This window comes from Flavobacterium sp. FlaQc-30 (genome assembly GCF_044005885.1).
Classification (GTDB): domain Bacteria; phylum Bacteroidota; class Bacteroidia; order Flavobacteriales; family Flavobacteriaceae; genus Flavobacterium.
The window spans coordinates 1-24,047 of record NZ_JBIPCO010000010.1 but is presented as its reverse complement, the minus strand read 5'-3'; the positions used below and the strand labels follow the sequence as shown (position 1 = coordinate 24,047).

Annotated in this window: 24 protein-coding genes, 2 tRNA genes and 1 pseudogene; 14 read left to right on the top strand and 13 right to left on the bottom strand. The window is 32.2% G+C overall.

The window, feature by feature from the left end:
- Positions 1 to 20: 20 nt before the first annotated feature.
- Positions 21 to 1,004, bottom strand: coding sequence for a PorV/PorQ family protein (locus ACHRV0_RS19560; protein ID WP_395442262.1), 984 nt, complete (start codon positions 1,002 to 1,004; stop codon positions 21 to 23).
- Positions 1,005 to 1,279: 275 nt separating this feature from the next.
- Here ACHRV0_RS19560 and ACHRV0_RS19555 point away from each other — a divergent pair, with 275 nt between their 5' ends.
- Entirely contained in the window at positions 1,280 to 1,996 is a 717-nt protein-coding gene (locus ACHRV0_RS19555; RefSeq protein ID WP_395442153.1) for a CDP-alcohol phosphatidyltransferase family protein, read from the top strand.
- A gap of 10 nt (positions 1,997 to 2,006) precedes the next feature.
- Positions 2,007 to 2,864 carry a glycoside hydrolase family 25 protein gene (locus ACHRV0_RS19550; protein ID WP_129024670.1) on the top strand — a complete coding sequence of 286 codons (858 nt, stop codon included), beginning with the start codon at positions 2,007 to 2,009 and terminating at the stop codon, positions 2,862 to 2,864.
- Positions 2,865 to 3,010: 146 nt separating this feature from the next.
- Here the strand turns inward: ACHRV0_RS19550 and lptB are convergent, their stop codons facing one another.
- From lptB to ACHRV0_RS19530, 4 genes are all read right to left on the bottom strand, one after another.
- On the bottom strand, positions 3,011 to 3,751 hold the full coding sequence (gene lptB, locus ACHRV0_RS19545) for an LPS export ABC transporter ATP-binding protein (protein WP_129024669.1): 741 nt from the start codon (positions 3,749 to 3,751) through the stop codon (positions 3,011 to 3,013).
- A gap of 87 nt (positions 3,752 to 3,838) precedes the next feature.
- On the bottom strand, positions 3,839 to 4,192 hold the full coding sequence (locus ACHRV0_RS19540; RefSeq protein ID WP_089055264.1) for a carboxymuconolactone decarboxylase family protein: 354 nt from the start codon (positions 4,190 to 4,192) through the stop codon (positions 3,839 to 3,841).
- Complete coding sequence (gene tatC, locus ACHRV0_RS19535) at positions 4,185 to 5,000, bottom strand: twin-arginine translocase subunit TatC (protein ID WP_129024668.1); 816 nt, start codon at positions 4,998 to 5,000, stop codon at positions 4,185 to 4,187. Before tatC ends, ACHRV0_RS19540 begins: the two co-directional genes overlap by 8 nt.
- Entirely contained in the window at positions 5,000 to 5,965 is a 966-nt protein-coding gene (locus ACHRV0_RS19530; protein WP_395442152.1) for an SIS domain-containing protein, read from the bottom strand. The genes tatC and ACHRV0_RS19530 overlap by 1 nt, the downstream gene beginning before the upstream one ends.
- A gap of 88 nt (positions 5,966 to 6,053) precedes the next feature.
- Between ACHRV0_RS19530 and recQ the strand changes: the two genes are divergently transcribed.
- Positions 6,054 to 8,249, top strand: a complete 2,196-nt coding sequence (gene recQ / locus ACHRV0_RS19525) for a DNA helicase RecQ (RefSeq protein WP_129024667.1) — start codon at positions 6,054 to 6,056, stop codon at positions 8,247 to 8,249.
- Between the two features lie 84 nt (positions 8,250 to 8,333).
- Here the strand turns inward: recQ and gwsS are convergent, their stop codons facing one another.
- From gwsS to ACHRV0_RS19500, 5 genes are all read right to left on the bottom strand, one after another.
- Positions 8,334 to 9,413 carry a grasp-with-spasm system SPASM domain peptide maturase gene (gene gwsS / locus ACHRV0_RS19520; protein ID WP_395442151.1) on the bottom strand — a complete coding sequence of 360 codons (1,080 nt, stop codon included), beginning with the start codon at positions 9,411 to 9,413 and terminating at the stop codon, positions 8,334 to 8,336.
- A 158-nt stretch (positions 9,414 to 9,571) separates the two neighbouring features.
- On the bottom strand, positions 9,572 to 10,501 hold the full coding sequence (locus tag ACHRV0_RS19515) for a hypothetical protein (protein WP_395442150.1): 930 nt from the start codon (positions 10,499 to 10,501) through the stop codon (positions 9,572 to 9,574).
- Positions 10,502 to 10,510: 9 nt separating this feature from the next.
- Positions 10,511 to 12,208 (bottom strand): hypothetical protein, encoded by a 1,698-nt coding sequence (locus ACHRV0_RS19510; RefSeq protein WP_395442149.1) that lies wholly within the window; start codon positions 12,206 to 12,208, stop codon positions 10,511 to 10,513.
- A gap of 177 nt (positions 12,209 to 12,385) precedes the next feature.
- Positions 12,386 to 12,619 (bottom strand): hypothetical protein, encoded by a 234-nt coding sequence (locus tag ACHRV0_RS19505; protein ID WP_395442148.1) that lies wholly within the window; start codon positions 12,617 to 12,619, stop codon positions 12,386 to 12,388.
- Positions 12,620 to 12,997: 378 nt separating this feature from the next.
- The gene (locus tag ACHRV0_RS19500; RefSeq protein ID WP_395442147.1) at positions 12,998 to 13,237 is read right to left on the bottom strand and encodes a hypothetical protein; all 240 of its coding nucleotides are present in this window, start codon (positions 13,235 to 13,237) and stop codon (positions 12,998 to 13,000) included.
- 313 nt (positions 13,238 to 13,550) lie between these two features.
- Between ACHRV0_RS19500 and ACHRV0_RS19495 the strand changes: the two genes are divergently transcribed.
- Positions 13,551 to 15,110 carry an NAD(P)/FAD-dependent oxidoreductase gene (locus tag ACHRV0_RS19495; protein WP_129024665.1) on the top strand — a complete coding sequence of 520 codons (1,560 nt, stop codon included), beginning with the start codon at positions 13,551 to 13,553 and terminating at the stop codon, positions 15,108 to 15,110.
- Positions 15,111 to 15,272: 162 nt separating this feature from the next.
- Positions 15,273 to 16,352, top strand: coding sequence for a hypothetical protein (locus ACHRV0_RS19490; RefSeq protein ID WP_395442146.1), 1,080 nt, complete (start codon positions 15,273 to 15,275; stop codon positions 16,350 to 16,352).
- A gap of 65 nt (positions 16,353 to 16,417) precedes the next feature.
- Here ACHRV0_RS19490 and ACHRV0_RS19485 read toward each other — a convergent pair whose 3' ends face one another.
- Positions 16,418 to 17,374, bottom strand: coding sequence for a quinone oxidoreductase family protein (locus ACHRV0_RS19485; protein WP_395442145.1), 957 nt, complete (start codon positions 17,372 to 17,374; stop codon positions 16,418 to 16,420).
- 487 nt (positions 17,375 to 17,861) lie between these two features.
- On the opposite strand from ACHRV0_RS19485, the gene ACHRV0_RS19480 reads away from it, so the two are divergent.
- Positions 17,862 to 18,299, top strand: a complete 438-nt coding sequence (locus tag ACHRV0_RS19480; protein WP_395442144.1) for an META domain-containing protein — start codon at positions 17,862 to 17,864, stop codon at positions 18,297 to 18,299.
- Positions 18,300 to 18,347: 48 nt separating this feature from the next.
- On the opposite strand, the gene msrA is transcribed toward ACHRV0_RS19480, so the two are convergent.
- Both msrA and msrB read right to left on the bottom strand, forming a co-directional pair.
- Positions 18,348 to 18,956, bottom strand: a complete 609-nt coding sequence (gene msrA, locus ACHRV0_RS19475) for a peptide-methionine (S)-S-oxide reductase MsrA (protein WP_395442143.1) — start codon at positions 18,954 to 18,956, stop codon at positions 18,348 to 18,350.
- A gap of 8 nt (positions 18,957 to 18,964) precedes the next feature.
- The gene (gene msrB, locus ACHRV0_RS19470; protein ID WP_395442141.1) at positions 18,965 to 19,522 is read right to left on the bottom strand and encodes a peptide-methionine (R)-S-oxide reductase MsrB; all 558 of its coding nucleotides are present in this window, start codon (positions 19,520 to 19,522) and stop codon (positions 18,965 to 18,967) included.
- A gap of 300 nt (positions 19,523 to 19,822) precedes the next feature.
- On the opposite strand from msrB, the gene idi reads away from it, so the two are divergent.
- The 8 genes and pseudogenes from idi to ACHRV0_RS19430 form a co-directional block, all read left to right on the top strand.
- Entirely contained in the window at positions 19,823 to 20,350 is a 528-nt protein-coding gene (gene idi / locus ACHRV0_RS19465; RefSeq protein ID WP_089055254.1) for an isopentenyl-diphosphate Delta-isomerase, read from the top strand.
- A gap of 20 nt (positions 20,351 to 20,370) precedes the next feature.
- Positions 20,371 to 20,781: a 6-carboxytetrahydropterin synthase gene (locus ACHRV0_RS19460; protein WP_129026224.1), complete on the top strand. Its 411-nt coding sequence runs from the start codon at positions 20,371 to 20,373 to the stop codon at positions 20,779 to 20,781.
- Positions 20,782 to 20,784: 3 nt separating this feature from the next.
- Complete coding sequence (locus tag ACHRV0_RS19455; RefSeq protein ID WP_395442140.1) at positions 20,785 to 21,243, top strand: peroxiredoxin; 459 nt, start codon at positions 20,785 to 20,787, stop codon at positions 21,241 to 21,243.
- 54 nt (positions 21,244 to 21,297) lie between these two features.
- Positions 21,298 to 22,266: a type I phosphomannose isomerase catalytic subunit gene (locus ACHRV0_RS19450; RefSeq protein WP_395442139.1), complete on the top strand. Its 969-nt coding sequence runs from the start codon at positions 21,298 to 21,300 to the stop codon at positions 22,264 to 22,266.
- A gap of 57 nt (positions 22,267 to 22,323) precedes the next feature.
- Complete coding sequence (locus ACHRV0_RS19445; RefSeq protein ID WP_068843886.1) at positions 22,324 to 22,590, top strand: hypothetical protein; 267 nt, start codon at positions 22,324 to 22,326, stop codon at positions 22,588 to 22,590.
- Positions 22,591 to 22,666: 76 nt separating this feature from the next.
- Positions 22,667 to 22,740: transfer RNA gene (locus ACHRV0_RS19440), tRNA-Thr, on the top strand.
- Between the two features lie 107 nt (positions 22,741 to 22,847).
- Positions 22,848 to 22,924 (top strand) — tRNA-Thr (locus tag ACHRV0_RS19435).
- Positions 22,925 to 23,049: 125 nt separating this feature from the next.
- A pseudogene (locus ACHRV0_RS19430) lies at positions 23,050 to 23,466 on the top strand (DUF4294 domain-containing protein); the annotation flags it as partial.
- Positions 23,467 to 24,047: the final 581 nt, after the last annotated feature.

Below are 24,047 nucleotides of genomic sequence, written 5' to 3'. Positions count from 1 at the left end.
AGTTGAACGGTTTGGAAAAATTATCTAAAGATACCTAAATCTACTTTTAGTGAAAAAATATTTGAGTATAAAGCTGCGCTTTGATTTCCTAAATCAGTCAAGGCATAATCTACTTGGATGCCTTTGTATTTGAAACCCAGCCCAATATTAGGCTGAAAATTTAATTTTTCAGTATTATCTAATTGCATTACGTTTTGAAAGTTTCCAGCTCCAGCTCTTAGAAAAACTAAATCAGTGTAGCCAAATTCAAAACCAACAGCAGGATCAATACTCACTATTTTTGATGAAATAATATCATTTGTCTGCTCAAAGCGCATATTTAAATTGGCCGCTGCCATAAGACTGTAATCATTATGGAATTCAAATTTTTTAGAAACTCCTAATTGCGCTTTTGGCAGAGTAATTTCTGTACTTTCTGGCAGTTCATTGTTTTTGCCAGGAATTGCATTTGCGATTTTGGCATATTCATCTTCGTTAATATTCCAGACATTATAAGTAGTAGTAATATCACGAAGCATTAAGCCAAATTTCCAATTATTGTGTTCGAATTGCAATCCCACATCAAAACCAAATCCCCAAGAATTGGCAAATTTCCCAATAATTCGTCTAATTATTTTTGCATTAACACCATATTGAAATCCGTCTACAGGCAGTTTTCTAGCATAAGAAAAAGTAAAACCATAATCAGCCGTAGAAAATAAACGAATTCGATTGTAATCAATATTTCCTTGATTGTCGATTAACTGTGTTGTGTCAAGAATATCATCAACACCAAAACGAATCATCGAAATTCCCCAAGCACTTTGATCATCAATTGGGCTTGCATATCCTATGAAATCATACTGTGCAATATTGGCAAAATAACTGGCATGCATCAATGAAATTTGATGATCTTCGAGATGCGTTAAACCAGCAGGATTCCAATAAACCGCATTAACATCATTTGTAGATGCAGTAACAGCACTCGACATTCCTAACGCCGCCGCATCGACACCAATATTCATAAACTCATTCGAGTATTTTCGAACAGTTTGTGCATACTGAGAAGTAAAACTCCAAAATAGTAAAAACGTTAAAAGTTTCTTCAACTGATATTTTTTTGCAGACGAGAGCCTGTTTTTATTTTTTTCAAAAATATAATAATTTATGCATCTAATTTCTTCGTTTCGAGAAATATTGATAAAGCTTTAATTTGTATTAAAAAACAATTGTAAAAACACGTTTTTCATGGACATATTATGCTAAATTTGTTGACCAAGATTATCAAAATTTATAAAACATGAATATTAAAAAGCACATTCCAAATCTAATTACATTAATTAATCTTTTTTGTGGTTGTATAGCTGTTGTCTTTATTTCTAAAGCTAATTATGAAATGGCTTTTTATATGGTTTGTTTAGGAATCTTTTTTGACTTTTTTGATGGTTTTTTTGCCAGATTATTTAAAGTTTCAAGCCCGCTTGGACTTCAATTAGATTCACTTGCAGATATGGTTACCAGCGGTGTTGCTCCAGGATATGTAATGTATTCTTTATTTGTAAAAAGTGCACATCCGCATGATATAATTGGATCCGAGTTTATTCCTTTTTTAGGATTTATAGTAACATTAGGTTCTTGCTACCGTTTGGCAAATTTTAATATTGATACACGACAAACCGATTCGTTTATTGGACTTCCAACACCGGCGAATGCTCTTTTTATTTTGAGTCTGCCTTTGGTTCTGAAATTTTCAGACTCATTAATACTATTGGAAATTCTGAGTAATCAATGGATTTTACTTGCAATTACTTTATGCAGTGCCTATATTTTGAATGCCGAAATTCCGTTATTTTCTTTAAAATTTAAGAAATTCAATCTTAAAGATAATGCATTGCAAGTTGGATTTTTAGTTATTTCTTTAGTATTGCTTTTATTGTTTCAATTTGGAGCAGTTCCTTTAATCATTATTTTTTATGTATTATTATCGATCATAAATAATATGTTTTTGAAAAAGTAGTTTTATTCGAATGGCAAGAAAAACGACACGACGAACTTCTTACACACGAAAAACGAAACCTGCCAGATCTGTTTTTAGTAAATTAATCCGTTTCATTATATTTAGTTTTTTAGGATTAATTTTCATTGGAACAATTTATCATTATCGTTCTGGATTGGCTTATTATTTGGGTTTCAAATCAGATAAAGTTTTAGAAGAAGATGAGGTAGACAAACATCTTTCAGACGTTAGAAATATTCAAGTTCTTGAAAATCATAAAGGAAAAGTAATTGGAATTGATGTTTCTGAATTTCAAGGAACTGTCGATTGGGATGAGGTTGAGGTTCTTGAAGAAAAATATCCTGTACAATTTGTTTTTATTCGTGCAACAGCAGGAAATGATAGAGTTGACAGACAGTTTAAATACAATTGGGAAGAGGCCAAAAAAAATAAAATCATACGAGGCGCCTATCACTATTATCGCCCGAATGAAAATTCTATCGAGCAAGCAGATCTTTTTATAAAAACAGTAAAGTTAAAAAAAGGCGATTTACCGCCGGTTCTTGATATAGAAAAGCTTCCAAAAAATCAATCTATAGATAGTTTAAAAAAAGGATTAAAGCGCTGGCTTAATAAAGTAGAAGCACATTATCAAGTACGTCCTATAATTTATTCAGGAGAACGTTATTATTCAGATTTTTTGAAAGAAGAATTTGGAGAATATTTGTTTTGGATAGCAAACTACAACTTCTATAGAGAAAAAATAGATGAAGACTGGCTGTTTTGGCAGTTTACAGAAAAAGCCTCTCTGCCGGGAATAAAACATCGCGTAGATGTGAATATTTATAATGGTGATTTACAACAATTGCAGTTTATTACAGTAGAGTAGTGATCAGTGTTCAGTTTTTTAGTATTCAGCCTTTTTCAAAAAAAACAGTTTTTTAGTCTCAGCCCGAAACTGAATACTAAAAAACTGATTATTTATTGCTTTTTATGAACTGATCACTAGAAGAAACTGACCACTGATCACTCTTTTTAAAATTCCAATTTCTTCTTACGAAGCTCGAAGTTCTGTCCAAGATAAACACGGCGAACCATTTCGTCTTCAACCAGCTCTTCTGGGATTCCTGCTTTAAGAATTCCTCCTTCAAACATTAGATATGTTTTATCGGTAATCGCTAAGGTTTCCTGAACGTTGTGATCGGTAATTAAGATTCCGATGTTTTTGTTCTTTAATTGTGCCACAATTCTCTGGATATCTTCAACCGCAACAGGGTCAACTCCAGCGAAAGGTTCATCAAGCAAAATAAATTTTGGATCAGTTGCTAATGCGCGAGCAATTTCGGTACGACGACGCTCACCACCAGAAAGTAAATCACCTCTATTCGTGCGAATATGTTCTAAACTGAACTCTTCAATTAAGCTTTCCATTTTGGCATATTGTTCTTCCTTAGTAAGTTTAGTAAGCTGTAAAACACTCAAGATGTTGTCTTCAATACTTAATTTTCTAAAAACAGATGCTTCTTGTGCCAAATAGCCAATTCCTTGTTGCGCACGTTTGTACATCGGGTAATCAGTAATGTTCAAATCGTCAAGATAAATATTTCCCGAGTTTGGTTTTACCAATCCTACGATCATATAAAAAGAAGTTGTTTTTCCAGCACCATTTGGTCCTAGAAGTCCAACGATTTCTCCTTGATTTACTTCGACAGAAATTCCTTTTACAACACTTCGGCCTTTATAGGTTTTGATTAAATTATCGGCTCTTAATTTCATTTTTTTAGTTTAATCGTTTAAACGTTCAAATCGTTTATTCGTCACAAATTAACGAATAAACGATTCAACAAATAAACCTATTAACAATTATTTAGTTTCAGCTTCTTCAAGAGCTTCCCAAAATTCGTAAGCTCTTCTTAAATGCGGTATTACAATTGTTCCACCAACAAGGGTTGCAATTCCCATCGCTTCCATCATTTCTTCTTTAGTAACGCCCTCTTTATGACTTGTTTCAAGATGATATTTTACGCAATCATCACAACGCAAAACGGCAGATGCTACTAAACCTAAAAGTTCTTTGGTTTTTACATCAAGAGCTCCTGGTGCATAAGCATTAGTGTCAAGATTAAAAATTCGCTTTACAATTTTATTGTTATCAGCAAGCAATTTTTCGTTCATTTTAGAACGGTAGTCGTTGAATTCTTGAATAATATCAGACATTTTCTTTTAATTTATTTTTATAAACAATTCTAGATATTAGAATACTTACTTCGTAGATGAGTAGCATTGGTATTGCTACAATGGTTTGGCTCACTACATCTGGCGGAGTAACAATTGCAGCTACGATTAAGATGATGACAACAGCATATTTCCAATATTTTCTTAAAAAATCAGGAGTTACTAAACCTAATTTAGTTAAGAAATAAATGATAATTGGAAGTTCAAAAAACAATCCGCTCGCCAGAATACTCGTTTTCACCATTCCCATATAAGATTCTATTGTAAATTGATTTACAACCATTTTACTTATAGAGAAAGTAGCGACGAAATTTACTGACATTGGTATTACAACATAATAACCAAATATTACTCCTAAGAAGAAAAGTAACGAAGAAGTAAATATAAAAACCTTCGCATTTTTTCTTTCTTTTTCATACAATGCAGGACTTATGAATTTCCAAACTTCCCATAAAATATAAGGAAAACTTAAAATAAAACCAGCCAAAAGACACATCCATACAAAAATATTAACCTGTCCTTCCATTTCTGTATTCTGAATAATGAAATTCAATTCAGTAATACAAATACTGTCAGCAAATCCTAATTGATGAGATAAGTCGCAGAACCATTGATAAGTGAAAAAAGTAGGCCTTGTTGGACCTAAAATAATTTCATCAAATAAATAATCACTAATAAAATAAGTAACAAATGCCATAATACATATAGCAAAAGTACTTCTAACCAATAACCATCTTAGTTCTTCAAGATGATCTAAAAATGACATTTCGCCAAGATTTTTCTTTGCCATTATACGATTCCTTCTTTTAAAATGTCATGTAAATGCAGTACTCCTTTGTATTCGCCGTTGTCTGCAACGATAAGCTGTGTTATAGAAAAATCTTCAAGAATATTTAAGGCGTCAACAGCCATAGTTTCTGAAGATACTAATTTTGGGTTTTTAGACATAATATCTTGAGCAGTCAAATCTGCAATAGAATCTCTGTCATTCAGCATTCTTCTTATGTCTCCATCAGTAATAATGCCTACAATTTTATCATTTTCGATAACTGCCGTAACACCAAGTCTTTTTTCAGAGATTTCAAAAATTACCTTTTTAACAGATGTTTCAGGAGTTACCATTGGTTTTAACGAATGCTCAATCATGTCTTTTACGCGAAGCAGTAATTTTTTGCCCAAAGCACCTCCCGGATGATAAACCGCAAAATCTTCTGGTTTAAAATCACGCATTTCCATAAGGCATACAGCAAGCGCGTCTCCCATTACAAGTTGTGCAGTCGTGCTGTTTGTTGGAGCCAGATTAATAGGGCAGGCCTCAGTATCTACGGTAGTATTTAAAACATAGTCAGAACCTTTGGCCAAAGCCGAAGTTATATTTCCAGTAATAGCAATTAAAGTATTTCCAAAGCGTTTTAATAACGGTACTAATACTTTAATTTCAGGGCTGTTGCCACTTTTTGAAATGCAAATAATGATGTCTTCATTTTGTATCATTCCTAAATCGCCATGAATTGCCTCTGAAGCATGCAGGAACATAGAAGGCGTTCCGGTAGAGTTGAAAGTAGCAACCATTTTTTGAGCAATAATGGCGCTTTTTCCTATGCCGGTAACGATCAAACGACCTTTAGTTTCATATATGCGCTGGGTTGCTTCGAAGAAATTTTCATCAAGAAAATCGATTAACTTTGTAATTGCTTCACTTTCAGAGAGTATGGTTTTTTTGGCAATCGCCAATATATTTTCTTTTGTGATCAAAACAGAATATTTAAAATTTGTATGTATAAAAGAAAGTTGTATCTTTATGTGTTGCAAATTTATACAAAAATATCCATTTAAATAAAGAATGAATTCAAACGAAATTGAAATACATAAGGAATTAAAGAAGTATTTCGGCTTTAGCCAATTTAAAGGCTTGCAAGAGCAAGTCATTACGAGTATTTTAGATAAAAAGAATACTTTTGTAATTATGCCTACTGGCGGAGGAAAGTCTCTTTGTTATCAATTACCCGCTTTAATTCAGGAAGGAACAGCCATTGTTGTATCTCCTTTAATTGCTCTAATGAAAAATCAGGTAGATGCAATTCGAAGCCTTTCTTCAGAAAACGGAATTGCACATGTACTGAATTCCTCACTTACTAAAACAGAAATTGCACAAGTTAAAAAAGACATATCATCTGGATTGACTAAACTCTTATATGTAGCTCCAGAATCTTTAACAAAAGAAGAATATGTTACTTTTCTGCAAAGTGTACCCATTTCATTTGTTGCTATCGACGAAGCGCATTGTATTTCAGAATGGGGTCATGATTTTAGACCAGAATACAGAAATCTTAGAAACATAATTAAACAATTAGGTAAAGTGCCAATTATTGGGCTTACTGCTACTGCTACGCCAAAGGTACAAGAAGATATCTTGAAGAACTTGGATATGGTAGATGCAAATACCTTTAAAGCTTCGTTTAACAGGCCTAATTTATATTACGAAGTACGTACAAAAACTAAAAATATTGAGTCGGATATTATTCGATTTATCAAACAACATAAAGGCAAATCAGGAATTATTTACTGTTTAAGCCGTAAAAAAGTAGAATCGATTGCTGAGGTTTTACAAGTAAACGGAATTAGCGCTGTTCCTTACCACGCTGGTTTAGATGCAAAAACAAGAGCAAAACATCAGGATATGTTTTTAATGGAGGACGTTGATGTAGTTGTTGCAACAATTGCTTTCGGAATGGGTATTGATAAACCCGATGTTCGTTTTGTAATTCACCACGATATTCCAAAATCATTAGAAAGTTATTACCAAGAAACAGGCCGCGCAGGTCGTGACGGCGGCGAAGGACATTGTTTGGCATATTACTCTTATAAAGATGTAGAGAAATTAGAAAAATTTATGTCTGGTAAGCCAGTTGCTGAACAAGAAATTGGTTTTGCCCTTTTACAGGAAGTAGTTGCTTATGCAGAAACCTCAATGTCACGCCGTAAATTTTTACTCCATTACTTTGGTGAAGAATTTGACAGCGAAACTGGTGAAGGTGCAGATATGGATGACAATGTTCGAAATCCTAAGAATAAAGTTGAAGCCAAAGATCAAGTCGTTAAGCTGCTTGAAATTGTTCGCGATACCAAACATATATATAAGTCAAAAGAAATTGTCTTTACCTTAATAGGTCGCGTCAATGCGGTTATAAAAGCGCATAAAACAGATACGCAGTCTTTCTTTGGTTCAGGTTCAGATCATGACGAGAAATATTGGATGGCTTTGCTTAGACAAGTTTTAGTAAGCGGCTATTTATCAAAAGATATCGAAACTTATGGCGTAATAAAAATTACCAAACAAGGTTTAGATTTTATCAAAAAACCAGTTTCATTCCTGATGTCAGAAGATCACGAATACAGTGAAGCTGATGATGAAGCTATTGTTGCATCATCAAAATCATCAGGTACAGCCGATGAAGTTTTGATGGGAATGCTGCGTGAACTGCGTAAAAAAGTAGCTAAAAAATTAGGTGTTCCACCATTTGTTGTTTTTCAAGATCCTTCGCTTGAAGATATGGCTTTAAAATATCCAATTTCATTAACTGAATTGTACAACATTCACGGAGTTGGAGAAGGAAAAGCTAAAAAATACGGAAGCGAATTCGTTACCTTAATCAGCAGATATGTTGAAGATAATGATATTATTCGTCCAGACGATTTAGTGGTAAAATCTACCGGCGTAAATTCTGCCAATAAATTGTATATCATTCAGAATATAGATCGAAAATTGCCTTTAAGCGATATCGCTTCTGCAAAAGGACTTTCGATGGATGCTTTAATTAAAGAAATGGAGCAAATTGTATATTCAGGAACGAAACTGAATATCAAATATTGGGTTGATGATATGCTTGATGATGATCAGCAAGAAGAAATTCACGATTATTTCATGGAATCAGAATCAGACAAAATCGAGGATGCATTAAAAGAATTCGACGGTGATTACGATATTGATGAATTACGTTTAATGCGTATTAAGTTTATCAGCGAAGTCGCTAATTAAAGAAAGTAAATTCCAAAAAAAAAACTTAAAATATAAATTCCAAATTCCAAAACTATTGATGTAATTGGAATTTGGAATTTTTAGTTAAATTAGTTGTTGCATTTCATAGAATTCAATTCCTTTTTGTTTTAAAGGATTTTTAGGCCATTCCGACCATTCGTTATTGTATGGATTATAGCCGCATTTTAAAGGTTTTGAATAGAGATTATTCGGTTCTTCAGTATAAGCACGACAATCTGTGCAAATATGTCGAAACTCGCAATCTTTACAAGTTGCTATTTGGTCTTTAGTAATATTCCAATATTTTTTAAAATCATCTTTCATTAAAGCTTCTGCTAACGAAGTGTCTTTAATATTGCCAAAACTTTCAGCCATTGAAGGGCAGTTTTTTATATTACCTTCCTTATCAATAGATAGTTTCTTATTTAAACAGGTGTTATGATGTTGTGACTCACTAAAAAGTTTAATATTTGAATAAAAATACTCTTCATTTATAATTCCACAATGTCTTTCATCAATTACATTTCGTTTTACCAACATAACATAACCCATCTTTTGATTTAAAGGTTTGTGACTTTTATCGTAAGGTGAATTGTAGATGATAATAGAATGAATTCTGCTATTTTCTTCTATTATTTCATTTAGTTCTTCTAAATTAAAATTCTCATAAAATGGTAGAATAAAATCAACAGAAACAATTCTGGATTTTTCCCTTTTCAATGTATTAAGAATGCTTTTAATATAATTAAGATCAATTGCCCTATAAAATCGTAACTGAATGTAAGAGCATTTTAATGTTTCAAATTGAGATGTTAAAGCGACAAAATCATGAATAGTTTTGTCATAATCTATAATAATGTTAGTTATCAAGGAAGGTGAGTTCCATTGTGTACTCATTTTAGGAAATAAATCTGGATTCGGGTTAAAAAAAATGAGTTTATTGTCAATTAAAAAGTCAAAATATTCATCAATTGTTTCGTCATAACGATGTTCAAAATCAACTTTTACATTATCAATAGTTTTGCCATTGTATTTTTCTAAAATATCATATAATCCATTAGGAATAAAGTAATAAGTGTTATTCTTGGTATCACAGATAATGCTTCTGCTGAACCCTTTGACAGGGATGCAATCAGCAAAAAGAATAAAGTTAGTCTGTTTCAAATCAAATTATTTTAGAAATCGGTTTAACAAAAGGTTTTGATATATTTTGCGAATTTTGGTAAACACGAATTGCAATAAGACCATTGATGGGTTTAGTTTGATTTTGAGGTTCTCCAGTGACCTTAGATTTTAAACCATTGAATACGTTGATAGGATTCTTACTCTTCATTTTTCAAAATTTTAGCTACTTTACTTTCTATATTATAATTACAGACGTTGTTAATAAAACTTATTTGACCTGTAGGATTTATTTCAAGAAAATAATAATCACCATTGCTATACATCAAATCAGCAGAGCCATAATTGAGATTAAATTTCTTGTAAACTTTTTCAAGTTTTTCTTCAATTACTGCCGGCAGCTTAAATGGCACCATTCTTATATTGCTCATGTCTCTAAACGCCGTTCTGTAATCAACTCTATCATCAAAAAGGTACATGGCAGTAGAATAAAAAGTGGTATTAATATAAATGACCCTTATTTCAAAATCGGCAATAATTCTTTCCTGAAAGAATGAAAGGGCAAATTCATCAGGTGTTTTGTCCAGGATTTCAGAAGTGATCTGAAAGGTTAAATTAAAATTATAACGGTATTCATTATCCTGATAATAAAGAGTGTCTAGTATTCTTTTGGATATGATACCATTTTTAGTAACAAAAGTATCATAGAATGTTTTTAGTTTTTCTTTGTTGCCAGTAATTAAAGTATGTGGGATCTTTAATCCCTGTTCTTTTGCCTCGAGCATCATATCGAGACGATTGGTTTCAAAATCTGCAATTCTTTTACCTATTTTTTTAATTGATTTTTGAATAAGAAAAGCATCATTGAGAACTTCGTAACATTTATTCTCATATGATGTGCCTGAAGAATTGATGCATCCGCCATTAAACCAGATACTCTGAGTTTTTTCTAAGTCTATATTTTTTTCATAACCAGTTTTTAATATATAAGAACTTCTTTCGTTACTAATATCCATTGCTTCGATGGTCACTTGATCACATTCTCCTATACGTACTACAAAATCCTCTTCCAGATAATCCATAACATTATTTGTAAAATCATCTACATCTTTGCTGTATATCAAAATCATAAGCTGCTTTTATTTTTCATAAAACTCCCAATCATCGGTAAGTTTCATAATTAAATTGTAGTTGTTTTTATAATCTTCATCCACCTTTTCTGGGTTTCTGGAATCGTGTGCCTCAATGACAAAATTTCCATAATCTATAATAAAGCCATTAGGATTGCTAAATTTGAAAGTTATTTTTCTAACCTCTAGACTGTTGTTTTGCGAACATGCCTTAGAATTGTATAGATTGCCTTTATAAATACGAAAACAAGAATTATATCCCAGTGAATTATTAAAATGTCTTTTTTGGTCATATTCTAAAGTGTTACCGCTTTTATCGAGAAATTCATTTAAAACAGTTAGATTTTTAGGTACTTGTTGTTTCGCATGAAGTATTAAAACATTATAATCAGGAAATGATATCAAAACGGTATCTTTAATTACAAGACTGCCTATCTTTTCTTCAGTAGGGTAACCTTCCCGTTTTAATAAATTTATCAGTTTGTCCGTTACTCTTTCTGTTGTTTCATACAATGCTTTCGAGTTTTTTCGGTTTGCTAATCCATAATCAGCCTGATCTTCAATGAGTAAATTATTTAACCCTTTTTTTAAATTGAGGTTCCATTTGTTTTGGCTTATTTTGCAAACAGAATCATATTTGATGCTAAAATTTTTCCAATCGGGATTTTTACGCATTCCGTTAAAAATCTTAGAATTAAAATACGAGAGTTCAATACCTTTTAACGCTAGTTTCTCACTCCATTCAAAAGCGGTTTTTAAATCTCTGGATAAAATGGCACAGCGAACAGCATTATGAATATCTCTCGCAAAAAGAATTGGATAATTTTGAGTCAGAAGATTGTATTGTTCTTTAGCTTTTCCATACTGTCGGGTTAAAATATAATTTTCGGCGTTTTGTGTATAGGTGTAATAGCTGATTTCTTTTTTTTGTGTTTCTTCTTTTCTAATATCAGTTACCAGCTTATTTGAAGTAATTATGGGGATGCAGTCATAATTTTCCCTACGTATTATTTTGTTCTGTTTATTTTTCTGCGGATCATAAATCATCGCTCCAATATCAAATATTTCAGAATAAGTTGTCCATGAACCAAATGCCAACAGCGTATTTTTTGTGACTTTTCCATTGATTTTAAAAGCGAATTTTGCTGTATTAGGATTTGTTTTAAAATGTGAGTATCTTTTAAAATAGAAGGCAGGAAATGTGTCCAAAACTGTAAATGGAGTAGTCTCTCGGTTATTTAGTTTAACGTCGACAGAATCTCTGTTAACTGTTCTTCCTAAATAACAGGCTCGTATGGTATCGCTTTTTTCTCCGAGAAATATATCGATTGTGTTTTTTTCGATTTTTCCTTTAGTTAGCTGATTATTACCCCAATCGCCATTGCGGTTAATAAAACCTTCAATCGCTACAATACTGTCTTTTGGATTAAAAGTGCATTTGCTGATCTCTACTCTTAAAAAGCACATGGATAAATGCTCGACAAAATTAAAATTTTTAAAGGTCTTACTGCGAAATGTTATTCCGTAATTAAGAAGACCTTTATAGTTTCTGTCATCTATAAAATAAGATATACTGTCATTATCTTTTGAGATTGAAAACCAATTAGTTCTATTTTTCCAAAAATTATAAATCCCATCAAATATTTTGTTTTTTTCAAAATTATTTTGATTGTAGGTGGTTATTTTTTTAACCTGGTTTTGTCCCAAGGATACATTTGTAAAAATAATGTTAATTAGGATAATTATAATAATTGTATGTTTTTTTCTCAAAATAATGAAGTGTTAAAATAGAAGCGAATCGTAAAGGACTTTAGTTTTGTAATAACAAGTCTGAATTGCTAAAGTACAATTCAGACTTGAAAAAGAACAATCTGCTTATTCTCATCATGATGGCTGTTCACAAATATCTTCCACATTCGATCGGTTATGATATGTCAACTCCCCATTTCTTAAAGAATCATAACCATAACTGAAATGCATTACTCTGCCTTCTTGTCCATGGGGACCACAAGTTTCTCCTGGATCTGATTTAACTCCGCCTCCACTCAATTTAAACATCTGCTCTCTTTTTAAAGTGCAACCTTTAAATTTCTCTAATTTTAAGCTTTCTAATTTCATAATTGAATTTTTAAATTAATAAATAGTTTGCCAAATTATCAACATTAATTTATCCTTTTGCAACATGAACTTGGCTTTGAATAAAAAAAGTAAGAATAATTTGCTTTTTCAATAATACGTATAATTATCTTACATTTCAAATTTTTCACAAGTTTTTTTTTTGTTAAATTACTGATGGTTTTGATATGAAATTAGTGATTTAGCTTTTTTTATGTGCTTGAGTGGCAAATATCTGAGTATTTTGGATTCGTAAAGTCAAAAATAAAAACTAGGAGTATTAAATTTTGGGTTTTATAATTGTAAAAAAAATCCAAATTACAAGAAGTAGTTTGGAATTTGGAATTTTTTTATTTAAAGTTTCTCAAAGAGGTTGGAATTTTAACCCTCGTATAATTCCCCACGATGCGGTTTCAAAGCATCCCTAACTTGAAGCATATTTTCATCAGTTACTACCATAAAAGCTATGGCGTACATATCGTCGATGATTTTAAATCCCGTAATATTTAAAGGAAGTTTTTCGATTGTGATATATTCTTTTAAATGAATTTCATGATGTTCGGCTGTTTTTGCAGAAGCTGGGCCACGAAAATCCCAGATTAGTTTTATTTTTCTTGACATTTTTTAAGGTACAAAGGTTCAGAGCGGCAAAGGTACAAAGTCTTTTTTTAAGGTTCTAAGATTCTGAGATGCTAAGGTTCTAAGTTTTTTTGTGTAGAGATGCACTGCAGCATCTAACCTGTTCTTAAAGAAATCTTTTTAATCAAAAAATCTGAGGCTAAAATAAAAATTTGTAAAAAATAGTTTAAGGATAAAATCTGCTTTGATCAGTATTAATCTGCGTGCAATTTTTTTGGGAAACATAAAATCTCATTTTAAAATGTTATTTTTGCATCTTCTTTTCATAGAAAGAAAAGCTAATAAATAAGATACAATGCCAAGAGAACTTTTACTTCAGGTAACTCCAGAAACTGCAGCAAACGAATTGTTGCTTAAAGATTATTTATCAAAACAAATAAAGGTTTCTCCCAACGAAATTCAGCATATTACAATTTTAAAACGTTCGATTGATGCTCGTCAAAAAGCGATAAAAATCAATTTGAAAGTTATAATATATTTAAAAGGCGAACCTTTTCAGGAAACCAAAATTGAACTACCTATATATAAGGACGTTTCTTCTGCACAAGAAGTGATTGTTGTTGGTGCAGGTCCAGCTGGGCTTTTTGCCGCTTTGCAATTAATTGAATTAGGTTTGAAACCAATTGTACTAGAACGAGGAAAAGATGTTCGCGGACGCCGACGCGATCTAAAAGCAATAAATGTAGAACATATCGTAAACGAGGATTCAAATTATTGTTTTGGTGAAGGCGGTGCAGGAACCTACTCTGATGGAAAATTGTATACACGTTCTAAAAAACGTGGTGATGTTACTAGAATTTTAGAACTTTTGGTTGCTTTTGGCGCTTCAGAAGATATTTTGATTGAAGCACATCCACATATCGGGACTAATAAACTGCCGAAAATTATTGAGGATATTCGAAATAAAATCATTGAGTTTGGCGGTCAAGTTTTGTTTGATACTCGAGTAACTGATATTTTAGTGAAAAACAATGAAGTTGAAGGAATTGTAACTCAAAATGGAGATAAAATTCTCGCTAATAAATTAATATTAGCAACTGGACATTCAGCACGAGATATTTTTGAATTATTAGATAAAAAGAAAATTTTAATAGAAGCAAAACCTTTTGCTTTAGGAGTTCGTGCAGAACATTCGCAGGAATTAATCGACAGTATTCAATACAGTTGTGATTATAGAGGTGAGCATTTGCCGCCGGCTCCGTATTCGATTGTAAAACAAGTAAACGGTCGTGGAATGTATTCGTTCTGTATGTGTCCGGGTGGAGTAATTGCACCTTGTGCTACAAGTCCAGGTGAAGTAGTTACAAACGGCTGGTCGCCATCGAAACGAGATCAAGCAACAGCAAATTCAGGAATTGTAATCGAGTTGAAGCTAGAAGATTTTAAACCTTTTGCAAAATTTGGTGCTCTTGCTGGAATGGAATTTCAAAAAAGCATTGAACAAAAAGCATGGCATTTAGCTGGACAAACTCAAAAAGTTCCAGCTCAGAGAATGGTTGATTTTACACAAAACAAAGTTTCTGCGGATATTCCGAAAACATCATATGTTCCTGGAACAACTTCTGTTGAAATGGGACAAGTTTTTCCTGGATTTTTATCGCAGATTTTACGCGAAGGTTTTAAAGAGTTTGGTAAATCAATGCGAGGTTACTTGACCAATGAAGCAATTTTACACGCACCAGAAAGCAGAACTTCATCGCCAGTCAGAATTCCGCGAGATGCTCAAACTTTAGAGCACTTACAGATAAAAGGATTGTATCCTTGTGGAGAAGGAGCCGGATATGCGGGAGGAATTATTTCTGCCGCAATTGACGGAGAGAAATGTGCTTTGATGATTGCAGAAACATTGAAATAAGAGCTTGTTTTTTGTTACAACGTTTTTATACTTATTTAAAAGCCGCATAGTATGATGTGTTGAGTATAAAAAACATATTGGTTTGTTCTTTTTGTAGTAAATAAACCATAGTTTTGAATACTTAACTTTACTATTATTTCGATTTTTTAAATACCAATTTCAATGAGCAGTTTTTTTTCTAATTTGTTTAATAGAAATAATGACCCAAAGTCGATTGTTTCTTTTGATGTTTTATACGAAGTTTATTCTCATTTATACCACGAATCAAGCAGATTGAATTTCAAAATGAAGGGAATTCATGATACTGTTTCTGTAACCTTATATTCAATTCCAGATTCATTTGATCATGATGAAGGAAAAGCAGAAATTAAAAAAGCAGGTTTTAATAATGCATACGAAATTTTAAATGAGGTATATAAAAAGGTAAATATAGGACCACTTTCAGATGAAGAGATAAAGGAAGGATTGAATTATTATTACATTCACATCGAATTTTTCTCGAAGCCTGCTCCAGAAATGAAAAAGCATTTGAAGCATGTTTTAAATAATTTCATTGTTTTCTTTTGTTGTACTGACAGTATGGAAACAAACGATTTTAAATTACTATATAATAATAGCTATTTTTATGATTATACACGCGGACTTTTAGAACTTAAAGCAGTCGATATAAAAGAACCAACTAATGAAATTCAGAAAATTGGTTTTAAGGATTTTGAAATTGTTTTGCAGGGTATTTGCGAATATTTAGGAGCCGAAATACCTGAAAAAGTTGTAAAACCTTCAGCAGAAAGTCTAATAGCTGAAAGTACTTCAGTTGAGCATTTTCAAGAGTTTTTGCGATTGATTTCAAGAGGAGAAATGAAAGATGAATTGTTAGAAAATCAGGCACAGATTCTTTTTGAAGCTTTTGAGGAAGGAATCGAGGACTATGATTACGATGATGAGTTTGATTTTTTTGAAGGTATAAACAGCTGGCACAGCGATTGGAAGTTTGATGCAGAAGAAGCAGAGGCTATTGTATCTGATTTGATTGATCAGGATTTTAAATTTGATTATCCTGAAGAAACCTACAGTCACGATTTGTTTCCGTACATACAAAAAGAACTAGCGAAACAAGAATTAGAATTGATGAGCTATGACACAAAAGGTGATAGTTACCTATTTTTTGTTGCTAATAAAAATGAAGTTGATAGAATTTTAGAATTGTCAGAATTGACTAAAATAGAAATTGATCAATTGTAAAGTATATTTTTCGCCACGAGTCACGTTTTATTTTAAATAATTCATGAATTTGTGGCGAAAAAAAATTAAGGGATCAAAATTATTTTCCCAGTGCTTTTTCTGCTTTCTAAAAAATCGTGTGCTGTTTTTCCTTCCGATAATTTGAATGAAGTTGGTTCTGAAAGTTTGATTTTTTTATCTAATATCCAATGAAATAGTTGATTGGCTCTTTTTATTCTTTCTTCCTTAGAATTTAAATAACTCCACAAATCACCTCCAGTTAAAGTTTTAGAACTGTCCATTAACATTCTAGGATTTACAAATTCAGGATCTCCGCCCGCCATTCCGAAGAAAACAACTTGACCACATTCTTTCGTAACTTCAAAGCTTTCCATTAAAGTACTTCCAATACTGTCGTAAACCACATCAACACCCTTTGGGATTATTTTAAAAAGATCTGATTTCCAATCCTCATTATATAGTAAAACATGATCAACACCATGTTCAATTGCTGTTTTTGCTTTTTCTGCAGATGAGGTTAAACCGATAACATTCGCCCCCAGCAATTTACTGATTTGTGTTAAAAGCTGACCAACGCCTCCGGCAGCAGCATGAATAAGAACAGTTTCGCCTTTTGTGGTTTTATGGCTGTTGGTTGCTAAATAATGCGCAGTCAAGCCTTGTAGTAAAACAGAAGCAGCAGTTTCAAAAGAAATATCGTCTGGCAAGGGAATAACATGATTTGTATTAACAGCGACTAATTCAGCATTAGCAAAAGGAACATCGGCAAAAGCCACACGATCTCCTATTTTATAATCTGAATTATTAGAATCAACAACAATTCCTGCACCTTCATAACCAGCAATAAAAGGTGGGTTTCCTTTTAAATGATAATTTCCCTTTCGTCTGTAAACATCCGCAAAATTTAATCCGATAGCTTTCATTTCAACTAGAATCTCATCATTTTTTAACTGCGGATTTGTGATTTCGATATATTCTAAAACATCTGATTCTCCAAAAGTAGAGAAGGTAAGTGCTTTCATTTTTAATTTATTTAAGGATGTAAAGTTCGGAAAAAATCAAAAGGAAAAGTCTCAGAATATTTGAGGCTTAGATTTATTTTCTCTCAGTCGTTCCCAATAGTTATCTGTATAAAAGGATTATTAAGATTTTTTGGAGAATGAATAATAGTTAAGACGAATAAGAATAAAAAAAATGTTTTGTTAGCTTTTGATTTTAGTTTTTTGATTATTGCAGATTACGAAAAAAACACAATCGGATATTTTATTTTAAATATTTGATTTGTAGTATTTTGAATAAAAATATGTAATTTAGATATCAGAAAAGTGTGATTTATATTGAAATGGAATTTGTTGCTGGAGTGCATTTTTCATGCTTAAATTAAATTTTTAAAGATTTAGAATTTTTAGCAATCTGTGTAAACAGGCATGAATATTGAGAAAGTACTGTTTATAGAAGAATTTTGATTTTCGAGAACAAAAAAATATTAATCTAAAAAAAAACATCTTTATGAAAAAACTTACACTTGCAGTCGTTTCAGTTTTAACCTTATTACTTACTTCATGTATGGCATCAAAAGAGAGTAAAAGCACAGCAAATATTTATGATACAACTTGGGAATTAGAATATATTTCGGGTCCTAGAATTGCTTTTGAAGGTTTGTATCCAAATAAAAAACCACAAATTACTTTTGATCAGAAAGAAACAAAAGTTTTTGGTAATAATGGATGTAATGGTTATAGTGCACCATATACTTTAAATGGGAAATCGTTGACTTTTGGAGAACCGGGACCAACTACAATGATGTTTTGTGAAGGCGGCGGTGAACAGCAATTTTTAAAACAAATGAGAAAAATTACAAGTTACTCTGTTGATAAAGATGGAAAATTAAATTTAATTCAAGGCGATGTGCCAATGATGAGATTTAAAAAAGTAGCTAAACAATAATTTTAAAAGAAATAAAAAAGGGGAAATGATTTTTCATTTTCCCTTTTTTTATTTCTTCTTTAGTTTGTCTTTAAAAACTTTTTCAAATTTTTCCAGTTTAGGCTGAATGACCATTTTACAATAAGGTTGATTCTTGTTGTTTGAATAATAATTTTGATGATAATCTTCAGCTTTATAAAACGCTTTGAAAGGTTTAACTTTAGTTACTATAGGATTACTGTAAACTTTTGCTTTGTTTAATTCGGCAATAATAGATTCAGCAGCTTTTTTCTGTTCAGCATTTTTATAAAAAATCACAGACCTATATTGTGTTCCAACATCAGCACCTTGTCTGTTTAGTGTAGTTGGATCGTGAACAGTAAAAAATACTTTGAAGATTTCGTTTATATCTGTTACATTTTTGTCGAATGTAATTTGAACTACTTCAGCATGACCAGTTGTGCCTGTGCAGACTTCTTCATAAGTAGGATTTGCATTTTTTCCGCCAGAGAATCCAGAAACAACAGATTTTACCCCATCCAGATTCTCGTAAACAGCTTCAACACACCAATAACATCCTCCGCCAAGTGTAATAGTATCTAGATTTGAAGCTTTTTTAGTTTGCGAAAATCCGTTTAAGGCTAGAGCAAAAAGAGAGATTAAAATTGTATTTTTCATTTTTCAGTTTATTTGTTGTCTGGAACAAAATCCAGAGCAATCGAATTCATGCAATAACGTTTTCCAGTAGGTGCGGGACCATCATCAAATAAATGACCTAGGTGTCCTCCGCAGCGGCCGCAAAGCGCTTCGATTCTTTCCATTCCAAGAGAATTATCATTTTTGTAAACTACACTTTTTTTATTGTCTTGCTCAAAAAAGCTTGGCCAGCCGCAGCTGCTTGCGAATTTTGCACCAGATCTGAAAAGTTTATTTCCGCACGAAGCGCAGTAATAAGTTCCTTTTTCATCAGTATTCCAGTATTTTCCAGTAAAAGGCCTTTCAGTGTCAGCTTCACGCATAACCGCATAAACATCTTCAGGAAGTACTTTTTTCCATGCTGCATTACTCACATTTAATTTAGTCGTGTCAGTATTTGAATAATATGGATTTCCGGGTTTGCTGATTTTGTTTTCCATAGCAGTAACAGTATTTGCAGTTTGTTTTTTAGTATTTTGCCCGCATGCCTGTAAAATAAAAAGTGGAATTAAAAAGCAAAGACTAAGAATTTGTTTTTTTGTTTTCATTTTTTTTAAAGCTTTAATTCTGTTTCTTTTTCAAAGATACGACTACATTTTTCCTTCAAATGTCGTGTATTTTACAATTCAGATATATTTAAGTATGTTTTAACTTTTTATTATCTACGTAAAACTCAGCAATATAGTTTTTAAATCTTATTTTTAAAGGATTTTAAAAGAAAAGGAAATGTACAGTGTATTGTAATTCAGTGTTTTGTGAGGATTGAAGACAAGTTAAACTTTTCACAATGTCTGCTGAGATTTTTAAGCCATTTCTTTTTTCGTATTTTTGTTTGATTAATGCGCCATATGACAGAAGAAAACGTAATATTAGTTAACCAAAATGATGAGCAGATTGGTTTGATGCCAAAATTAGAAGCTCATGAAAAAGCTGTTTTACATCGTGCTTTTTCAGTTTTTATTTTAAATAATAAAAATGAAATGATGCTGCAGCAGCGTGCACATCATAAATACCATTCTCCATTACTCTGGACTAATACATGCTGCAGTCACCAGCGTGAAGGTGAAACCAATATAGAAGCCGGAAGTCGACGACTGTTTGAAGAAATGGGTTTTAAAGCGGAGCTGAAAGAATTATTTCACTTTATATATAAAGCACCTTTTGATAACGGTTTGACAGAGCACGAACTTGATCATGTAATGATTGGGTATTATAATGAAGAGCCTTTAATAAATCCAGATGAAGTAGAAGACTGGAAATGGATGAAAATAGAAGATGTTAAAGCTGATATTGAAAAACAGCCTGAACTTTATACCGTGTGGTTTAAGATAATTTTTGATGAATTTGATCATTATCTCGAAGATCACAAATTATAACCAAAGCTAACCAAACCTAAATGAGAGTAACCATATCAAGAAAAGCACATTTTAATGCTGCACATCGATTGCATAGAAAAGATTGGACATTAGAAAAGAACACTGCTGTTTTTGGAAAATGTAATAATCCCAATTTTCATGGTCATAATTATGGTTTAACAGTAAGTGTTACAGGTAAAATTGATCCAGAAACTGGTTTTGTTTTAGATGTGAAAGTATTAGCGGACATTATACTTGAAGAAGTAGAAGTGCCGTTTGATCACAAAAATCTGAATCTGGATGTTCCGGAATTTCAAGATTTGAATCCAACCGCAGAAAATATTGCTGTTGTGATATGGAATAAAATTAGAAAAAGAATTCAGCCTGATTTTGATTTAGAAATCGTGCTTTATGAAACAGATCGCAATTTTGTAACTTATAAAGGAGAATAATAAATGTCATTAAAAATAGGAGATATAGTTCCGAATTTTACTGCAAAAGATAATCACGGGGATATTTTTGAAAGCCAGAGTATTTTAGGCCGCAAGCCGTTAGTGATTTATTTTTATCCAAAGGATAATACACCTGGTTGTACAACTGAAGCCTGTAGTTTTAGAGATCAATATGAAGATTTTGCAGCTTTAGGTGCAGAAGTAATTGGTATTAGCAGTGACAGTGTAAAATCGCACCATAAATTTGCAGATAAACACCAGCTGCCTTTTATCTTACTTTCAGATCAAGATAAAAAATTGCGTCACCTTTTTGGTGTTCGTAACAATTTGTTTGGTCTTCTGCCAGGACGCGTTACCTATATTATTGATAGAAATGGTGTTGTCATTTACATTTTTGATAGTGTAAATGCGGCAAAGCACATTCCAAAAGCATTAGAAATAATTAAAGAGTTAGTACTATAAATGAAATAAAGGCTTTTAGCTTATTATTTGAGCTATTAGTCTCAAAATAAAAATATGAAATCAAGTTTATACCCTTTGCAATTTGAACCAATTCTGAAAGAGAGAATCTGGGGAGGCGAAAAATTAAAAACAATATTAAATAAACCAATTACGTCTAAAATAACTGGTGAAAGTTGGGAATTGTCTACAGTAGAAGGTGATGTTAGTATTGTGTCTAACGGAGAATTAAAAGGGAAAACATTAATGGAACTTATTGCTGAAGCTCCAAATGAGCTTTTAGGAACCAAAGTTCATGAGCGTTTCGGTAAACAATTTCCATTGCTTTTTAAATATTTAGATGCAAGAGAAGATCTTTCAATTCAAGTTCATCCAAATGATGAATTAGCAAAAGAGCGTCATAATTCATTTGGTAAAACCGAAATGTGGTATGTAATGCAGGCCGATGCTGATTCTAGAATCATTGTTGGTTTTAAAGAGAACTCAAGTAAAGAGGAATATTTAAAACATTTAAAAGATAATACTTTAGTTTCTATTCTAGACAATGTAAAAACAAAAGCTGGAGATGTTTTCTTTTTAGAAACAGGAACTGTTCATGCAATTGGTGCAGGTTTGGTAGTTGCAGAGATTCAGCAGACATCTGATATTACGTATCGTTTATATGATTTTGATCGTGTAGATGCACAAGGAAATAAAAGAGAACTTCATGTAGATTTAGCGCTTGATGCAATTAACTACAATAAAGTTAATACGAAGAAAAAATACGATTCAAAAGCAAACACTTCAAATGTCGTAGTTGATTGTCCCTATTTTACCACGAATTTTATTCCATTAGAAAGTAATACTGAAATTTCTAAGTCTGGTGAAACATTTACCGTTTATATGTGTATTGATGGAAGTTTTGAAATTGAATATGATGACTTCAAGCATACTTATATAAAAGGAGATACAGTATTAATTCCTGCCGCTGTTAGATTGTTTGTTTTGAATGGAAAAGCTTCAATTTTAGAAATTTACATTTCATAGCGCGTAATATAAAGATTATGTGTATTTTTGCAGACGCAAATTAAAATTATAATAAAAATGGCAAACGTTAAAAATTTAAAGAAAGACATCAATTTTGTATTAGGAGATATTATTGAGGCAGTTTACTTGTTTGAAATGTCTACAACAGGAAATCCTACTCCAGAAACGAATGCTTTAGTTGATGAAGCAATCACAGCTTTTGATACTTTGATCACAAAAGTGAATGCAAAGAACGTTGAAAATAAAAAAGCGCACTTCAAACAAATAAATGTTGAATTGGAAGAAACTGCTAATCAATTGATTGCTAAAATCAACGAATTGTAATCAAAAAAAAGTATAAAAAAGGGCAAAATTATTTTGGTAAAACGAAAAACCGCTTTATATTTGCACCCGTAATGAGGCCGATGTAGCTCAGCTGGCTAGAGCAGCTGATTTGTAATCAGCAGGTCGTGGGTTCGAGTCCCTCTATCGGCTCAATAAAAACCATCACAGTAATGTGGTGGTTTTTTAATAATAAAGAGTGGTGTGAAATTTTTTTTGGAATATTAAAAAACAATTTTATCTTTGCACCCGGAAAATAGGCCGATGTAGCTCAGCTGGCTAGAGCAGCTGATTTGTAATCAGCAGGTCGTGGGTTCGAGTCCCTCTATCGGCTCCAAAAGAAAACCATCACATTTGTGATGGTTTTTTTATTTGTGCCTTCTGGTGATTGTGTTTGGAAGGATGAAGGGTGAGGTTTGTTTCTTGTTGGGGGAATTCTAATTTTTGGCTTTGAGGTTTTGAAGTAAAGGTATGGCTCGTTTAAATAGCAATCGCGAAAAGAAAAAGTATTTTAAGATTGTTGAGGACTATCTTAATAATGAATTTGAAGACAGGTTAAAGAAGTTATCCAGAAAGCAAGGTCAGATTCTTGTAAAATTGATTCATCGCCAAACGGGGATAACGACCTATGAGCTGATAAAGACATTAAAAAGTGGTTTCAAAGCATTTGTGTCAAATACAACTGCGAATTTATTTGATATAAGCTTGAAAACCGAGTATAAGCCTTATGAAGTAAATGAAGACTATCTAATAGAAACAATTCTGGTTCGTGCTTTTGAATCTGGACGTTTGCTGAATCAAACACCTGCTAATCCTGTAAATTATGATAATTTGATGGAGCATTGGGAAGCCAAAGCAAAAGCAGTCAATAAAAACTAATACTATAATATATAGTAATCACAGCCCGGCAGTTTTTTGAAACCTGCCGGGTTTGTTTTTTATACATATATACGTATAGAAATATACTATAATATATATACGAGTAAAAAAGGGATGAGATAGAATTGCTTTGAGATCTTGAAAAGGGGTTAATTGCGGCGAAGGCCAGAATCTTTTGTTTAGACAAACAGAGTGATTTTTGTTTCTATTTCAATTACGAAGTTCGTTTTGAGAAGAAAAGCCAAGCTAAAAGAGGAAACACGGTTTCTTTGTGTTGGGAGACGATTAAAAAATACCAAAAATCAGCTTTTGTGTCTAAGAGTTCATACTGTAAAACAAGAAAAACAGCGAAAATCGTTAAAAACTGGTCAAAACTGCACGCTGAAAAAGCGCGCAAAATAAAGAAAGTGCAGTGAAATGAAGAAAAGCCTCACAAGTATTGAAAAAAAAGTTAATCTGTAAATAATCTGTTATCAGTGAGTTAAGAAAAAGATTGAAAAAAGAGTAAAAAAAGGCGGCTAAAAAGCTTGTTTAACTGAATAAAGGTGGTACTTTTGCACCCGCAACAGCGATAAACGTTC

Coding starts and splice junctions, on each gene's coding strand:
- ACHRV0_RS19505 (WP_395442148.1), bottom strand. CDS start 12,619: ATGAAATTAGAAAGCTTAAAATTAGAGAAATTTAAAGGTTGCACTTTA.
- recQ (WP_129024667.1), top strand. CDS start 6,054: ATGAATTCAAACGAAATTGAAATACATAAGGAATTAAAGAAGTATTTC.
- ACHRV0_RS19540 (WP_089055264.1), bottom strand. CDS start 4,192: ATGTCTGATATTATTCAAGAATTCAACGACTACCGTTCTAAAATGAAC.
- msrA (WP_395442143.1), bottom strand. CDS start 18,956: ATGAAAAATACAATTTTAATCTCTCTTTTTGCTCTAGCCTTAAACGGA.
- ACHRV0_RS19550 (WP_129024670.1), top strand. CDS start 2,007: ATGGCAAGAAAAACGACACGACGAACTTCTTACACACGAAAAACGAAA.
- lptB (WP_129024669.1), bottom strand. CDS start 3,751: ATGAAATTAAGAGCCGATAATTTAATCAAAACCTATAAAGGCCGAAGT.
- ACHRV0_RS19455 (WP_395442140.1), top strand. CDS start 20,785: ATGTCATTAAAAATAGGAGATATAGTTCCGAATTTTACTGCAAAAGAT.
- ACHRV0_RS19560 (WP_395442262.1), bottom strand. CDS start 1,004: ATGAATATTGGTGTCGATGCGGCGGCGTTAGGAATGTCGAGTGCTGTT.
- ACHRV0_RS19500 (WP_395442147.1), bottom strand. CDS start 13,237: ATGTCAAGAAAAATAAAACTAATCTGGGATTTTCGTGGCCCAGCTTCT.
- ACHRV0_RS19555 (WP_395442153.1), top strand. CDS start 1,280: ATGAATATTAAAAAGCACATTCCAAATCTAATTACATTAATTAATCTT.
- ACHRV0_RS19490 (WP_395442146.1), top strand. CDS start 15,273: ATGAGCAGTTTTTTTTCTAATTTGTTTAATAGAAATAATGACCCAAAG.
- ACHRV0_RS19480 (WP_395442144.1), top strand. CDS start 17,862: ATGAAAAAACTTACACTTGCAGTCGTTTCAGTTTTAACCTTATTACTT.
- tatC (WP_129024668.1), bottom strand. CDS start 5,000: ATGGCAAAGAAAAATCTTGGCGAAATGTCATTTTTAGATCATCTTGAA.
- ACHRV0_RS19445 (WP_068843886.1), top strand. CDS start 22,324: ATGGCAAACGTTAAAAATTTAAAGAAAGACATCAATTTTGTATTAGGA.
- ACHRV0_RS19450 (WP_395442139.1), top strand. CDS start 21,298: ATGAAATCAAGTTTATACCCTTTGCAATTTGAACCAATTCTGAAAGAG.
- ACHRV0_RS19515 (WP_395442150.1), bottom strand. CDS start 10,501: ATGATTTTGATATACAGCAAAGATGTAGATGATTTTACAAATAATGTT.
- ACHRV0_RS19460 (WP_129026224.1), top strand. CDS start 20,371: ATGAGAGTAACCATATCAAGAAAAGCACATTTTAATGCTGCACATCGA.
- msrB (WP_395442141.1), bottom strand. CDS start 19,522: ATGAAAACAAAAAAACAAATTCTTAGTCTTTGCTTTTTAATTCCACTT.
- ACHRV0_RS19485 (WP_395442145.1), bottom strand. CDS start 17,374: ATGAAAGCACTTACCTTCTCTACTTTTGGAGAATCAGATGTTTTAGAA.
- ACHRV0_RS19495 (WP_129024665.1), top strand. CDS start 13,551: ATGCCAAGAGAACTTTTACTTCAGGTAACTCCAGAAACTGCAGCAAAC.
- idi (WP_089055254.1), top strand. CDS start 19,823: ATGACAGAAGAAAACGTAATATTAGTTAACCAAAATGATGAGCAGATT.